Origin of the sequence: Kitasatospora sp. NPDC057940, from assembly GCF_042887425.1 — a bacterium.
In the GTDB taxonomy this organism is placed as follows: domain Bacteria; phylum Actinomycetota; class Actinomycetes; order Streptomycetales; family Streptomycetaceae; genus Kitasatospora.
In genome coordinates, this window is sequence record NZ_JBHVPH010000013.1 from 75603 (window position 1) to 90527 (window position 14925).

A 14925-nucleotide genomic window follows, 5' to 3' on the forward strand; every position below is an offset into this window, starting at 1 on the left:
CGGTCGCGGGCGCGGGTTCGGCGGGCCCCGGCGCAGGTTCGGCGCGGTGCCGCGCCGGGCTCAGTCGTGGGAGAAGCTGATCCTCGGCAGGACGCGGTCCAGCCAGGCCGGGGTGTGCCAGGCGGCGCGGCCGGTCAGGCGCAGCAGGACGGGCAGCAGGACGAGCCGGACCAGGGCGGCGTCCAGCAGGACGGCGACGCCGAGCACGATGCCCATCTCCTTGGGCGGCAGCGGCCCGGACAGGGCGAAGGTGAAGAACACGGCGACCATGACGCCCGCCGCGGCGAAGACCACCCGACCGGAGTGGGCGAGGGCGCCGGTCATGGCCGCCCGGGGGTCCGCGGTGCGTTCGTAGTGCTCCTTGGCGGAGGCGAGCAGGAAGACGGTGTAGTCCATCGCGATGGCGAAGATCATCGCGAAGAAGAACACCGGTGCCCAGCCGTCCAGGAAGCCCTGCGGGGTGAAGCCGAGCGGGCCCGCGCCGTGGCCGTCCTGGAAGACGAGGCGGGCGACGCCGAAGGCGGCTCCGGTGGACAGCAGGCTGGCGGCGGTGCCGAGGGCGGCGATCAGCGGGGCGCGCAGGGCGACGAGCAGCAGCAGGAAGCCGAGGGCCATGACCACGCCGATGACCAGCGGGGTCTTCTCGGTGAGCAGGTGCTGGAGGTCGAGGTTCTCGACGGCGGCGCCGCCGACCAGGGTGTCGGTGGGCAGTTCGGCGCGCAGGGCGTGGACGGTGTGGGCGAGGTCGGGGCTGGAGGGGTCGACGGCGGGGACGGCCTGGATCATCGACCAGCCGGAGCCGTCGGCGGCGTCCTGGGCGGGCATGACGCCGGCGATGCCGGGGGTGGCGGCGGTGCGGGCGGCGGTGTCGGCGGCCTGGCCGGCGGGCGTGAGGATCTGCAGGGTGCCGGGGGCGCCGGGGCCGAAGGCCTGCTGGACGGCGGTGTAGCCGGCGCGGGCGCTGGCGTCGCCGGGCAGGACGGCGATGGAGGGCATGGCGGTGCGCAGCCCGATCACGGGGGCGGCGAGGGCGATCAGCGCGGCGAGGGCGAGGGCGCCGTAGCGCAGGGGGTGCCGCCACAGGCGTTCGCCCCAGGCGGCGAAGCGCGGTGAGGTGTGCGCGTTGCCCTTGGCCCGGGGCAGGGCGAGGGCGTCGACGCGGGGGCCGAGCTTGCCGAGGACGGCGGGCAGCAGGGTGAGGGTGGCGGCGAGGACGAACAGGACGGCGAGCATGATGCCGCCGGCCATGGAGCGGAAGGCCGGGGAGGGGACGAGCATCACGGCGGAGAGGCTGACCAGGACGGTGGCCCCGGAGAGCAGGACGGCCTTGCCGGCGGTGTCCATGGTCTCGGCGACGGCCCGGGCGGTGTCCGGGGCGCGTCCCGTCCGGACGTCGCGGGCGCTGCGGAAGCGGACGACGAGGAAGAGGGCGTAGTCGATGCCGAGGGCGAGGGCGAACATCATGGCGAAGTTCATCGCCCAGACGGACACCGGGAACAGGTGGCTGATCAGGACCAGGGAGCCGGCGGAGGCGGCGAGGCCGGCCATGGTGAGCAGCAGGGGCAGGCCGGCGGCGACGAGGGAGCCGAAGGCGAGGACGAGGATGGCCAGGGTGACCGGCCAGGACATGAACTCGGACTTCATCATGGCGTCGTGGTTGGCCTTGTTGAAGTCGCTCCACAGGACGGAGGCGCCGGTGGCGTGGACGTCGATGCCGGGGGCGGCGAGGTCGGCGAGGGGCTTCTTGAGGTCGTCGGCGGCGCGGACCATGTCGTCCGGTGAGGCCTTGGCTCCGGCGAGCAGGACGGCGGTGCGGCCGTCGGGGCTGATGGTGGCGCCGGGCCGGGGGGCGATGACGGTGGAGATGCGGGGGTCGGCGGCGGCGAGGTCGGCGGCCTTGGTGATGACCTGCTGGACGGCGGGTTCGGTGACGGGGCGGTCGGCGGTGACGACGATCTGGATCGCGGAGGAGGCGTTGCCGGCGAAGTGCTGTTCGGCGAGTTGGCGGACGGTGACCGACTCGGAGCCGTCGGCCTGCCAGCCGGCGCCGGACAGGGCGGTGGTGACCTGCGGGGCGAACGCGCCCAGCCCGATGACGACGAGCAGCCAGCCGGCCAGGACGGCCTTGACGTGGCGCACCGACCACAGGCCGAGCCGGCCGAGCAGCCCGGGGCGGGCGTCGGATTCGGAGGGCGGGGCGGCGGGCCGTACGGCGGGGGCGGGGCGGTTCACGTGGTGCTCCGTTCTCGGGGCGGTCCCGAAAAATACGGGTGGGGGTATGTGGCAATTCTGCCATGTACCCCCAGGGGTATCGTTACCCCCGTCCGGCACCGCCCGGACCAGGCCCGTTCCGCCCCTCCCCCGCCGTGCGGGCCCGGGCCCGTACGGCGGGAGCCCCCGAGGCCCGGCCGGTGGCGCTACCGCCCGGCGGGGTCGAGGATGCGCTCGGCCACCAGGTCCGGCCGGTCGGTCGGCAGGGCGTGGCCGGCGCCGGGCACGACCTCCGTCCGGGCCGAGGGCGCGAGGCGGCCGAGGCGCTCGGCGACCGCGTGCGCGTCGTGCATGGCGCTGCGCTCCCCGAGCAGGAACAGTGCGGGGACGTCCAGGCGGCGCAGTTCCTCGTCGGACAGGACCGGGGGCACCGGGAGCGCGCGGCGGAAGCCCATCGACGCGCGCATCAGGGCCATCAGTTCGGTCTCCAGGATGGCGCTGTTGCCGACCAGGCGGGCCAGCCGGGGGCGCAGCGCTCGCGGCGCGGTGGCGGCGAGGCCGCCGGCGATCACCCAGGCGTAGAAGCGGGCGCCGATGTCGGCGAAGCCGGCCGGGTCCACCAGGGTGAGGGAGGCGACCCGCCCGGGGTGGTGGATCTGGTGGTGGAGCGCCAGCCAGCCGCCGTAGGAGCAGCCGACGACCTGGGCGTCCGTCACCTCCAGCGCGGTCAGGAGTTCGTCCAGCCAGGCGGCCGCGTCCCGGCCGTCGGCGATCGGGGCGCTCTGCACGCTCGCGCCCGGTTCGCCGACCGTGTCGACGGCGATGACCGGGCGGTGGCGGGCCAGCGTGTCGATGTAGCGGTGCCACATCAGCGCGTTTCCGCCCGAGCCGGGCAGCAGCACGATCGGCTCGCCGTGCTGCGGGCCGGTGCGGTAGACGCGGGTGGTCCCGAACGCGGTCGGGAGGTCCAGTGCCGCCCGCGGCCCGGGCCACAGTTCCGTCAGGGCCCGCTCGTAGGCGGCGCGAAACCGGTCCCCGGCCTGGTCGTTCTTGAACTGGCTGATTCGCATGATACATGTGTATCACGGCATGATACGGGTGTACCAGGGAGGTCGTTCATGAACGCGCGGGTCGATCACGAGGAACGCCGGCGGCAGATCGCCGAGGCACTGCTGCGCATCGCCGACACCCAGGGGCTGCAGGCGGCCAGCATGCGGGCGGTCGCCACCGAGGCGGGCGTCTCCCTGCGGCTGGTGCAGTACTACTTCACGACCAAGGAGGGGCTGCTGCTGGACGCGCTGGAGCGGCTCGGCGCCCAGCTCCAGGCCCGCATGGCGGCGTGGATCACCGCGGCCGCCACCCCGCCCACGCCGCGCGGCCTGGTGACCGCGGTCCTGTCCAGCATCCTGCCCACCGACCCGGAGAGCCGCCGGATCACCCGCACCTACGCCGCGTACTACACGCTGGTGCTCAGCGATCCCGCGCTGGTGGAGAAGCACGGGACGCCCCAGCCCGACCTGCTGGAGGGCTTCCTCGCCAAGCAGGTCCGCGCGGCCCAGCAGGACGGGCAGGTCGACCCCGCCAGGGACCCGGAGATGACCGCCGCCGGGCTGCTGGCCATGGTCAACGGCCTCGGCTCCAGCGTGCTCGGCGGCCAGCGCACCGGCGACGCCGCGCTGGCGATCCTCACCCACCACCTGGACGAGCTGTTCCGCGGCCGCCCCCGCGGTGACGCCGCCCCGGACCTGCCGACCCCCTGACCTGTCGCCCCCGGACCGGCCGGCCTTCCCCCGCCGCCGGGGCGGTCCGCCGTTCGGCCGGATCCCGTCCGGCCGCCCCGCAGGCGCCCTGTCCGCCCCGGCGCCGGTGCACGAGAATGTGCCGGTCCCGCGCGAGGGGCCGGCGAAAGCGGCCAACTCCCCTGCCGGGCACTCCTTTTCCGTTACCGAATGGGGAGGTTCACCGACCGTGTACAGGAGACTTCCGCAAGCCGTGCTGTCGGGTGTGCTGGTCGTGGCCTTCGCGGGAACGACCGCGTGGGCCACGACGACGGCGGGCACCGCCCCCGCGCCGGGCGTCGCCGCCGGGTGCGGGGCCGACGCGACCGCCCAGGGCCTGGCCAGTACCGCCCTCCCGAACACCCTGCTGGAGACGCCGCGCTCCGACGGGCGGACCGAACAGTTCCAGCAGTTCTACGACAGTTCGGCGGCCTCCCTCCTGCCCTTCGTCTGGCACCGCTCCCAGGACGCGCCCGGTGGCGCCTACGGCGGCTGGGAGCGCGTCAGCGCCACCCCCGTGGGCCCGAAGCTGTACCAGGTGAGCGCCGTCGAGAACAGCGTCGGCGCCCTGGAGGTGTTCTTCGCCTCCTACGGCGGCTTCTGCCACACCGTCCTGCCCGCGCCCGGCGGCTCCTGGACCCCGACCGAGAACTTCGAGCTGTCACCGCCGCCCTACCACGGCGGGCTCACGCTCTTCAGGGAACGCGACGGCCGGCTGCACGTCTTCGCCTCCGGCGCCGACACGAACGCGGCCATGCAGGTGCGCAGCCAGGACGGCGACGCCCGGGACTCCTGGGGCCCGGTGCGCCGGCTGCCCCGGCTTCCGGACCCCAACGCGGGCCTGGGCGCGCCGTCCTCGATCGTCCAACTGCCGGACGGGCGGCTGCGGGTGACCGTCCGCGAGTGGAACCGCGACCGCTCCTGGCGGACCACCGAGGCGGACCGGTTCGTCTCCTGGGAGCCGTGGCAGCTCTGCGCGGACAGCACCTGCGCCTGACGGCCGGGCCGCGGGCAGCCTGACCGCCGGGGCACGGGCGGGCGCTCCCGGGCGGGCGCTCGCCCGTCCGGGCGGGCTGCGCTGGCGGCCGGGTGGGGCCGCCGGTATGCCTGGGGGGACGGCGAGGCGGCGGAGAGGACGGCGGGGTGGGCGGCGCGGACGGGGACGGGAGCGGGGAGCGGGACGGCGGGGAGATGCGGGCGCCGGGCAACCGGGCGGTGGTGCTGGGGGTGCTGGCCTCCACCGCGGTGGTGCTGCTCGCCCAGGTGGCGAGCGGCACCAGCGCCCGGCTGGTGCTGCTGCTGGTGTTCCTGCCGGCCCTGCTGGCGGGGCTGGGCACCGTCGCGCAGACGGTCGCGGCCTCGGTGTGGGTGGCCGGGGTGGTGGCGGTCAGCACGGTGCTGTTCCCGCCGTCCTCGCTGGCCGCCCGGGTGGGCACCCTGGTGGGGGTGGTCGGCGCCGAGGCGGCCGTGGTCGGGTTGTGCGCGCGCCGGGTGCGGCGCGAGCGGGAGCTGTTCCGGATGCGGCAGACCGCCGTCGCCCTGCAACGCCAGCTGCTGCGCCCGCTGCCGGTGCTCACCCCCGACGTCCGGCTGTACGGGCTGTACCGGCCGGTGGAGGAGGACACCCTGGTCGGCGGCGACCTGTACGACGTCGCCGACACCCCGTACGGCACCCGGGTGCTGGTGGGCGACGTGCAGGGCAAGGGCCTGCCGGCGATCGGCGCGGGCTTCGCGGTGCTGAGCGCCTTCCGGGAGGCGGCCTTCCGGGAGCCGGCGCTGACCGGCGTCGCGGACGCCCTGGAGGCGGCGGTGGAACGGCACAACGCGTACGCGGTGCAGGGCGGCGAGAGCGAGCGCTTCGTCACCGCGACCGTGCTGGGCGTGGAGCGCGGCGCGGATGTGCAGGCCGTCAACTGCGGCCACCTCGCCCCCTACCTGCTGCACGACGGCCGGGTCGAGGCCGTGCCGCTGCCGGCCGGGGTGCCGCTCGGGCTGGCGGAGCTGGCCGACGAGGTGCGCACCGTCCGGTGGTTCGCGCTGCCCGAGGACGGCGTGCTGGTGCTGCTCACCGACGGGATCACCGAGGCCCAGGACGCCACCGGCGCGTTCTACCCCGTCGAGCGGGGCCTGGCCGCCCTCGCCGCCGCCCCCGCCTCCCTGCTGCCCGAGGCCCTGGACCGCGAGGCCCGCCGCTGGAGCGGGGGCCGCAGCCGCGACGACGTCACGGCGCTGTCCCTGCGCCGCGCGCCCTGAGACTGCCGGGGTTCCCCTGAGGTGTCCTCACTGCTTGAGGAACTCCAGCAGGTCGGCGTTGAAGCGCTCCTTGTCGCCGGGGACCATCGCGATGCCGTGCGAGCCGTTCTCGTACACCTTCAGGACGGCGCCGGGGATGATCCGGGCGGCCCGGCGGGCGGTCGCCTCGACGGGGACGATCCGGTCGTCGTCGCCGTGCACGATCAGGGTGGGGATGTCGAACCTGGCCAGGTCCTCGTGGAAGTCGGTGTAGCCGAAGGCGTCCACGCAGTCGACGCCGCCCTCGATGGTCTGGTGCATCGCCATGAACCAGAACGCGTCCCGGTTGCCCTGGGTGGCGCGGGAGCCGGGGCGGTCGGCGGAGAAGAAGTTGACGGAGGTGTCCTGCCAGAACTGGGAGCGCTCGGTGAGGATGCCGGCCTTGATGTCGTCGAAGACGGTGCCGGGCACGCCGTGCGGGTTGTCGGGGCCCTGGAGCATGGACGGGGTGATCGCCGACAGCAGGACGGCGGAGCGGAGCCGCCCGGTGCCGTGGCGGCCGATGTAGCGGGCGAGCTCGCCGCCGCCCATGGAGTGGGCCACCAGGGTGACGTCGCGCAGGTCGAGCCCGGTGAGCAGGCTGTCGAGGTCGTCGGCGAAGGTGTCGAAGTCGTAGCCGCCGTAGACCGGGGCGGAACGGCCGTGGCCGCGCCGGTCGTGGGCGATGGCCCGCAGGCCGGCGTCCGCGACGGCCTTCAGCTGGTCCTGCCAGGCGTCGCCGTTGAGCGGCCAGCCGTGGATGAACACGACGGGGCGCCCGCTGCCCCAGTCCTGGTAGAAGATCTCGACGCCGTCGCGGGTCCTGGAGATGGGCATGCTCCTGCTCCTTCGGGTGGTGCGCCGGGGGTAGGGCGGCCTGCCGGGGTGACCTGCCGGGGGCGGCCTGCCGGGCCGCGGGTTTCATCCAACGGGAGGCGGGTGGGGCCCGCATCCCGCGGCGGCCGGGGCCCGGGCGGGAGCGGACGCGGCGCTACGCCGTTCGGGTGAGGGCGGGCGAGTTCCGGGTGAGGCCGGGCGAGGGCGGGTGAGTTCCGGGTGAGGGCGGTTCAGCCGCTCTCGCGCATGCGGGTGCCGAGGGCGTCGGGGGGCAGCAGCGGCGCCGGGTAGCCGGCCGGGGGCTCGGCGAGCTCCCAGGGGCGGTGGACGTCGCGGGCCGGCAGGTGGGCGAGCTCGGGGACCCAGCGGCGCACGTAGGCGCCGTCGGGGTCGTAGCGGTCGGCCTGGCGCAGCGGGTTGAGGACGCGGTTGGGGCGGGTGTCGGTGCCGGTGCCGGCGGCCCACTGCCAGTTGAGCTGGTTGTTGGCGAGGTCGCCGTCGACGAGCAGGGCGAGGAAGTGGGCGGCGCCGGGGCGCCAGTGGTGGCGCAGGCTCTTGGTGAGGAAGGAGGCGGTGAGCAGGCGGGCCCGGTTGTGCATCCAGCCCTCGTGGGCGAGTTGGCGCAGGCCGGCGTCGACGATCGGGTAGCCGGTGCGGCCCTCGCGCCAGGCCTGGAGCTCGCGTTCGTCGTCGTACCAGCGGACGGGGCGGGGGCGGTAGTCGGCGTGGGCGGCGTCGGGGCGGGCCGCGAGGACCTGGTGGTGGAAGTCGCGCCAGGCGAGCTGGCGCACCAGCGCGGCCGCGCCGGGGGTGTCGGACTTCCCGGCGCGGTGGGCGAGTTCGGTGGCGGACAGGCAGCCGAAGTGCAGGTACGGCGAGAGGCGGGAGGTGGCGTCGGCGGCGAGGTCGTCGTGCAACTGCTCGTAGTCGTCCGGGTTCCAGGCGCGCAGGCGGCGGCGGGCGGCGCTCTCGCCGCCGGGGGCGCGGCCCGGGGAGGTGCCGGCGGGGGCGGCGGGCAGCGGGGCGCTCGCGGGGCCGTCGGGGGTGGCGAGGGTGCGCGGGGCGGGCAGGACGGTGCGCCGGGGGGCCTGCTGCCAGGCGCGGTGGTAGGGGGTGAAGACGGCGTAGTGGTCGCGCCCGGCCGGGGTGACGAGGCCGGCGGGGACGATGGTGAGCGCGGCGTCGTGCAGGTGCAGGCGCTCGCCGAGGGCGCGGCGCAGGGCGTGTTCGCGGCGGGTGGCGAAGGCGGAGACGCCGGCGTTGGTGTGGACGGTGTCGGCTGCGCACTCGGCGGCCAGGCGGGCGGCCTGTTCGGCGGGGTCGCCGTGGCGCAGGACCAGGCGGGAGCCGGCGGCGCGCAGCGCCCGGTCGAGGTCGGCGAGGCTCTCGGCGAGGAAGGCCTGCCGGTTGGGGGCGGCGAAGCCGGCCCGGGCGATGGCCGGGTCGAGGACGAACAGGGGGACGACCTGGTCGGCGCGGGTGCGGGCGGCGTGCAGGGCGGGGTTGTCGTGCAGGCGCAGGTCCTGGGTGAACAGGACGACGGCGGTGCTCATCGGAGGCCTCGTGCGGTGGAGTACGGGTGCGGGTGCGGGTGTCGGGTGTCGAGCGGCGGGCGGCGGACGCGGGTGGGGGGTGCGGGGTGGGGGTGTCAGGCGGCGGGTCGGGCGGGTCGGGCGCGTTCGGTGATGTTGCGGGCCATGGCGCCGAACACCAGGGCGTGGAAGGGCGCCACCGACCACCAGTAGAGGTGGCCGGCCAGTCCGTGCGGGTGGAACAGCGCCCGCTGCTGGTAGAGCGCGCCGCCGTCGCCGTCGGGGGTCACGCGCAGTTCGAGCCAGGCCAGGCCCGGCAGGCGCATCTCGGCGCGCAGCCGCAGCAGGCGTCCGGGTTCGATCTCCTCGACCCGCCAGAAGTCGAGCGCGTCGCCGACCCGCAGCCGGTGGCGGTCGCGGCGGCCGCGGCGCAGGCCGACGCCGCCGGCCAGGCGGTCCAGGCGTCCGCGCAGGGCCCAGGCCAGCGGCAGGGAGTACCAGCCGTTCTCGCCGCCGACGCCCTCCACCACCCGCCACAGCGCGGCCGGGTCGGCGGCCACCCGGCGCCGGCGCAGGTCCTGGTAGAGGCTGCCGCCGGCCCAGTCGGGGTCGGTGGGCAGCGGGTCGCTGGGCGCGCCGGGCAGGGAGGCGGAGGACCAGCGGGTGGAGACCTGGGCGTCGCGGATGCGCCGCAGGGCCAGTTCCACGGCCCGGTCGAAGCCGGTCAGGCCCTCGGGCGGGTCGGGGATCCAGCGGGCGATGTCGTGTTCGCGGCACACCACCTCGTGGCGCAGCGACTCCACCAGCGGGCGGGCGAGCGAGCCCGGTACGGGGGTGACCAGGCCCACCCAGTGGCTGGACAGGCGCGGGGAGAGCACCGGCACCGGCACGATCAGGCGCCGGGGCAGGTCGGCGACCTCGGCGTAGTGGCGCATCATCAGCCGGTAGGTGAGCACGTCGGGCCCGCCGATGTCGAAGGTGCGGTCGACCTCGGGGGGCAGGGCGGCGGCGCCGACCAGGTAGCGCAGCACGTCGCGTACGGCGATCGGCTGGATGCGGGTGTCGACCCAGCGGGGGGTGACCATCGCCGGGAGCCGTTCGGTCAGGTGGCGCAGCATCTCGAAGGAGGCCGAGCCGGAGCCGATGATCACCGCGGCCCGCAGTTCGGCGGTGGGGACGCCGCCCGTGCGCAGGGCGCGGCCCACTTCGGCGCGCGAGCGCAGGTGGGCCGACAGGTGCGGTTCGGGGACCCCGGCGGGCAGCAGTCCGCCGAGGTAGACGATGCGCCGGGTGCCGGCGGCGGCGGCCGCCTCGGCGAAGGCCTCGGCGGCCTGCCGGTCCCGGGCCTCGAAGCCGGGCCCGGTGCCCAGGGAGTGGACCAGGTAGTAGGCGGCGTCGATGCCGTCGAAGGCCGCGGGCAGGGTCTCGGGGCGGGTGACGTCGCCGGTGACGGCCTCCACGTCGGCCCGCCAGGGCTGGTCCCGCAGCCGGAGCGGGTCGCGGACCAGGCAGCGCACCCGGTACCCGGCGGCGAGCAGTTCGGGCACCAGGCGCCCGCCGATGTAGCCGGTGGCGCCGGTGACCAGGCAGTGCGGGCGCGTCCGGGTCGGCTCGTCCACCTGCGGCTCCTCTCGTGCGGGCGGGTGCGCCCCCCGTGCCCCGCCAGGCGCGGGGGGCGCTGCCGGAGTGTTCGGAGCGGACGCGGCCGGGGATTGGACGGGGCCGGGATTCGAGTCTTCCAGGGGTCTCCTGCGGGCGCCCGGGCGTGCGCGCGGGGGCGGGGAAGCCGGGGCGGGCGCGGGGCCGGGAGCCGTGCGTGCAGGAGGCCGGGAGCCGTGTGTGCGCGGGGGCCGGGAGCCGTGTGTGCGCGGGGGCCGGGAATCCGGTGTCCTTGGCGGGCAATCCGCGCCGGGGGCGGCTTCGAACGCCTGACGTCGCCGTGTTCCGTCGGCCCGGCCGGGTGTCCGCCCGGCCGGGATTCCCTGGAGGTCGTGCCATGCCCACCGTCCACTGGCCGGGGCCGTCGCCCGTGTGTTGCGAGCACGAGGTGGCCGGATGAGCACGGTCGTCCACCTGTCCGGGCCGGGGCGTCCGGGCACCGACCTCAAGGAGCTGCTGAGCAGGACCGCGCTCGGCGACCGGGAGGCGTTCGGTCGGCTGTACGACGCGGTGGCGGGCCCGGTACTGGGGCTGGTCCGCCGGGTGCTGCGGGATCCGGCGCAGTCCGAGGAGGTCGCGCAGGAGGTGATGCTGGAGGTGTGGCGCACCTGCGCCCGCTACCGGCCCGAGCGCGGGGAGGTGCTGGCGTGGGTGCTGACCATCGCCCACCGCCGCGCCGTGGACCGGGTGCGGGCGGCGCAGGCGGCCACCGACCGCGACCGGCGGGCCGCCGCCGCCTCGCACACGCCGGCGTTCGACGAGGTCGCCGAGCAGGTCGAGGGGCGGCTGGAGCGCGAGCAGGTGCGGCGCTGCCTGAAGGGGCTGACCGAGCTGCAGCGGGAGTCGATCACGCTGGCCTACTACCGCGGGTACACCTACCCGCAGGTCGCCGAACTGCTCGGCACGCCGCTGGGCACCGTCAAGACCCGGATGCGCGACGCGCTGATCCGGCTGCGCGACTGCCTGGGAGTGGGAGCATGAGCGGCGCCGACCTGCACACGCTGACCGGCGCCTACGCCGCGCACGCCCTCGACGCGGACGAGCGCGCGCAGTTCGAACGCCACCTGGCGCAGTGTCCGGCCTGCGCCCGGGAGGTGGCCGAGTTCACGGCGACGCTGGCCAGGCTGGGCGCCGCGCAGGCCGTCGCGGTGCCCGGGGAACTGAAGTCGCGGGTGATGGGCGCCCTGGACACCGTCCGGCAGGAGGCCCCGCGCGCCGCGGCCGGGCCCGACGGCGCCCGGCGCCCCGGGCGGCTCGCCCGCGGCTGGCCCCGGCTGGCGCTGGCGGCCTGTCTGGCGGCGGCCGCCGCCCTCGGCGGCGTGGCCGTCCAGCAGCACCGGGAGGCGGACCGGGCCAGGGCCCTCGCCGCCGCGCTGCAGCGGCACCAGGACCAGGTCACCGGGCTGCTGACGGCACCCGACGCCCGGCGGGCGAGCGGCCCGGCGGCCGGCGGCACCGGCAGCGGGGCGGTGGTCTGGTCGCACGACAGGGGCCGGGCCGTCCTCCTGGCCTCCGGCCTGCCCGCCCCGGCGGACGGCACGGCGTACGAGCTGTGGTTCGACGACGGCGCCGCGATGCGCCCGGCGGGGCTGATGCCCCGGGGCGACGGCGCGTTCCTGCTGGACGGCCCTCTGGACGGTGCGCGCGGCATCGGGGTCACGGTGGAGCCCTCGGCCGGCTCCGCGCATCCCACGGGGGCGCCGGTCCTGCTGATCCCGTTCACCTGAGCGGGACGGCCGGGCCGGGGCGGGGTCAGGAGACGGTGCGGGCCGGGGTCAGGAGACGGTGAGGGGGCCGCTCAAGGGGTGCCCGGGCGCCCCTTGAGCGGCCCCCGCCCCTGACCGGGCGGTGTCACCCGGCCAGGGCGGTGTCACCCGATCGGGGGGTATCCGGACTCGCACCCATCCGGTGGAGCCGGACCGCCGAATGAGGACCGTGACCGATGAGACGAGCAGCAGCCCGCCGGGCGCCCTCCCCCGAGCACGCACCCGTGCCGCCGGGCCGGCCGTGGCGGCGCTGTGCGGGCTGGCGGCGGCCGCCGCGGCCGTGGGAGCCGGTGAGGCGGCGGCGGCGTTCACCCGCCCCCAGGCCTCACCGGTGGTGGCGATCGGCTCGGCGGCGATCGACCTCGCGCCCACCGCCGTCAAGGCGTGGGCGGTCCAGCGGTTCGGCACCGGCGACAAGGCGGTCCTGCTGGGCGGGATCTACACCGTCATGGGCCTCGCGGCCGCGGCCCTCGGCGTGCTGGCCGGACGCCGTCGCGGTGCGGCCGCCGCCCTGTTCGCGGCCTTCGGCGGCCTCGGCGCCTGGGCCGCGCTGACCCGCCCGCAGGCCGTCCCCACCGACCTGATGCCCTCCGCCGCCGCGGCCGGCGGCGCGGTCGCCGTGCTGTGGTGGCTGACCCGACCCGCCCTCTCCCCCGACCCTTCCCCTGGCCCTTCCCCTGGCCCTTCCCCTGGCCCTTCCCTCGGCTCGGGCCCGGTCCGGCCGGCCGGGCCCGGGCGGCGGCGCGTCCTGGCGGCCGGCGCCACGATCGGCGCGGCCGCCGCCCTCGGCACGGCCGGACGCGTCCTGTCCGACCGGCGCGGCGACGTCAGCGCGGCCCGCGCCGCCGTCCGCCTGCCGCCGCCGCTGCGCCCGGCGCCGCCACTGCCGCGCGCCGTCGGCGCCACGGTCCCCGGCCTGCCCCCGTTCATCACCCCCACCGCCGACTTCTACCGCGTCGACACCGCCCTGACCCTGCCGCGCATCGACCCGCGCGCCTGGTCGCTGCGGCTGCACGGCCTGGTCGACCGCCCGCTGCTGATCGGCTTCGACGACCTGCTCGCCCTCGGGCTGGAGGAGCTGGACCACACCCTGTCCTGCGTCTCCAACGAGGTCGGCGGCCCCTACGCGGGCACCACCCGCTGGCTCGGCGCCTCGCTGCCCGCCCTGCTGCGCCGCGCCGGCGTCCGCGCCGGCGCCGAGCAGCTCGTCGGCCGCTCGCAGGACGGCATGACGATCGGCACCCCGGTCGAGACGCTCCTCGACGGGCGCCAGGCGCTGCTCGCGGTGGCGATGAACGGCGAGGCGCTGCCCGTCGAGCACGGTTTCCCCTGCCGCACGGTGGTGCCCGGCCTCTACGGCTACACCTCGGCCACCAAGTGGCTCGTCGACCTGGAGGTGACCACCTTCGCCGCCCGCGACCCGTACTGGGTGCAGCGCGGCTGGGACCGCACCGGCGAGGTCCGCACCGCCTCACGGATCGACGTGCCCGCGCCGTTCGCCCGCGTGCCGCCCGGCGACGTGACGGTGGCCGGCACCGCCTGGGCCACCCACCGCGGCATCGCCGCCGTCGAGGTGCGCGTCGACGGCGGGCCCTGGCGGCAGGCCGAACTGGCCGCCGACGCCGGGCCCGACCTGTGGCGCCAGTGGACCCACACCTGGACCGGCGCCGCCCCCGGGACCCACCGCCTCGAAACCCGCGCCACCGACGGCACCGGGGCCGTCCAGCCCGCCACCCGCACACCCCCCTACCCCTCGGGGGCGACGGGCTGGCACAGCGTCGTCGTCACCGTCACCTGACCCCACCCCCACGACCTCCCCACCCCTTCGGCATCCGGGATCCGCCCGATGCCCCCTGACAGGAGAATCCGTCCATGAACACGACCGTCCTGGTCCGCAAGCCCTTCGCCGCCGTCCTCGCCGCCGGCCTGCTGGCCGCCGCCCTGAGCGCGTGCAGCAGCAGCGGTGGCGGCGGCGAGGCGAAGTCCTCGGACACGGCCAAGAGCACCACCGCGGCCGCCGCGCCCCAGGCTTCCGGCGCCCAGGCTTCCGGTGCCCCGGCTTCCGGTGCCCAGGCCGCCGAGCAGGTGACGGCCGGGCAGCCGTTCGGCACCGCGTGCGCGGCCGTCCCCAAGGACGGGGCGGGCAGCTTCACCGGCATGGCCAAGGACCCGGTCGCCACCGCCGCCTCCAACAACCCGCTGCTGTCCACCCTCGTCACCGCCGTCAAGCAGGCCGGCCTGGTGGACACCCTCAACTCCGCGAAGAACATCACCGTCTTCGCCCCCACCAACGACGCCTTCGCCAAGCTCCCGAAGAAGGACCTCGACGCCGTCCTCGCCGACAAGGACAAGCTCACCAAGATCCTCACCTACCACGTCGTCCCCCAGCGCCTGGCTCCGGCGGCACTCGCCGGCGGGCACAAGACCCTGGCCTCCGACGACCTCACCGTGACCGGCGCCGCCCCGGACTTCACCGTCAACTCCGCCGCCAAGGTGCTGTGCGGCGACGTCCAGACCGCCAACGCCACCGTCTACATCGTCGACACCGTCCTGATGCCCGCCTCCTGAGCCGGCATCAGCCCATGAACCGCGGCCCCCGGCGAACAACCCCCCGGTAACCGGGGGCCGCACCCCCACCTCCCCACGCCCCGCAGGCCCGCCCGTGCACAGGAAGTCGGCCCCGCCGACTTCCTGTGCGCTGCGGCGTTGCGGCCCCCGGCAGGGAGGAAATATGTAGACCGACCTGCATATTTCTCTGGCGCCACGATTCCGGCCGCGGGGGGGGGGGGGGGGGGGGCCGCCCCCCCCCCGCCCCCGCCCCCCCCCCCCCCCCCCCCCCCCCCCCCCCCCCCCCCCCGCCCCCCCCCCACG

General features: G+C 76.4%; 12 protein-coding genes. 7 read left to right on the forward strand and 5 right to left on the reverse strand.

Annotated features, from left to right (window positions below; all coding sequences use genetic code 11):
• Nucleotides 1-60: 60 nt before the first annotated feature.
• Both ACFVTF_RS20810 and ACFVTF_RS20815 read right to left on the reverse strand, forming a co-directional pair.
• Nucleotides 61-2232 carry an MMPL family transporter gene (locus tag ACFVTF_RS20810; protein WP_387815359.1) on the reverse strand — a complete coding sequence of 724 codons (2172 nt, stop codon included), beginning with the start codon at nt 2230-2232 and terminating at the stop codon, nt 61-63.
• Between the two features lie 185 nt (nt 2233-2417).
• Nucleotides 2418-3281 (reverse strand): alpha/beta fold hydrolase, encoded by an 864-nt coding sequence (locus ACFVTF_RS20815; protein ID WP_387815361.1) that lies wholly within the window; start codon nt 3279-3281, stop codon nt 2418-2420.
• Between the two features lie 48 nt (nt 3282-3329).
• On the opposite strand from ACFVTF_RS20815, the gene ACFVTF_RS20820 reads away from it, so the two are divergent.
• The 3 genes from ACFVTF_RS20820 to ACFVTF_RS20830 all read left to right on the forward strand — a co-directional run bounded on the left by ACFVTF_RS20820 (nt 3330) and on the right by ACFVTF_RS20830 (nt 6242).
• Nucleotides 3330-3971 carry a TetR/AcrR family transcriptional regulator gene (locus ACFVTF_RS20820; RefSeq protein ID WP_387815363.1) on the forward strand — a complete coding sequence of 214 codons (642 nt, stop codon included), beginning with the start codon at nt 3330-3332 and terminating at the stop codon, nt 3969-3971.
• Between the two features lie 208 nt (nt 3972-4179).
• Nucleotides 4180-4986: a hypothetical protein gene (locus ACFVTF_RS20825; protein ID WP_387815365.1), complete on the forward strand. Its 807-nt coding sequence runs from the start codon at nt 4180-4182 to the stop codon at nt 4984-4986.
• Between the two features lie 146 nt (nt 4987-5132).
• Nucleotides 5133-6242, forward strand: a complete 1110-nt coding sequence (locus ACFVTF_RS20830) for a PP2C family protein-serine/threonine phosphatase (protein ID WP_387815367.1) — start codon at nt 5133-5135, stop codon at nt 6240-6242.
• A gap of 27 nt (nt 6243-6269) precedes the next feature.
• On the opposite strand, the gene ACFVTF_RS20835 is transcribed toward ACFVTF_RS20830, so the two are convergent.
• From ACFVTF_RS20835 to ACFVTF_RS20845, 3 genes are all read right to left on the reverse strand, one after another.
• On the reverse strand, nt 6270-7097 hold the full coding sequence (locus ACFVTF_RS20835) for an alpha/beta fold hydrolase (protein WP_387815369.1): 828 nt from the start codon (nt 7095-7097) through the stop codon (nt 6270-6272).
• Nucleotides 7098-7327: 230 nt separating this feature from the next.
• A complete protein-coding gene (locus ACFVTF_RS20840) occupies nt 7328-8650 on the reverse strand; it encodes a deoxyribodipyrimidine photo-lyase (protein ID WP_371515262.1) in 1323 nt (440 codons plus the stop codon).
• Between the two features lie 95 nt (nt 8651-8745).
• Nucleotides 8746-10248 (reverse strand): SDR family oxidoreductase, encoded by a 1503-nt coding sequence (locus ACFVTF_RS20845; RefSeq protein WP_387815372.1) that lies wholly within the window; start codon nt 10246-10248, stop codon nt 8746-8748.
• Nucleotides 10249-10684: 436 nt separating this feature from the next.
• Between ACFVTF_RS20845 and ACFVTF_RS20850 the strand changes: the two genes are divergently transcribed.
• From ACFVTF_RS20850 to ACFVTF_RS20865, 4 genes are all read left to right on the forward strand, one after another.
• Nucleotides 10685-11269, forward strand: coding sequence for a sigma-70 family RNA polymerase sigma factor (locus ACFVTF_RS20850; RefSeq protein WP_387815374.1), 585 nt, complete (start codon nt 10685-10687; stop codon nt 11267-11269).
• Entirely contained in the window at nt 11266-12015 is a 750-nt protein-coding gene (locus ACFVTF_RS20855; protein ID WP_387815376.1) for an anti-sigma factor domain-containing protein, read from the forward strand. The genes ACFVTF_RS20850 and ACFVTF_RS20855 overlap by 4 nt, the downstream gene beginning before the upstream one ends.
• A gap of 199 nt (nt 12016-12214) precedes the next feature.
• Nucleotides 12215-13852, forward strand: coding sequence for a molybdopterin-dependent oxidoreductase (locus ACFVTF_RS20860; protein ID WP_387815378.1), 1638 nt, complete (start codon nt 12215-12217; stop codon nt 13850-13852).
• Between the two features lie 74 nt (nt 13853-13926).
• Complete coding sequence (locus ACFVTF_RS20865; RefSeq protein ID WP_387815380.1) at nt 13927-14622, forward strand: fasciclin domain-containing protein; 696 nt, start codon at nt 13927-13929, stop codon at nt 14620-14622.
• The last annotated feature ends 303 nt before the right edge of the window (nt 14623-14925 follow it).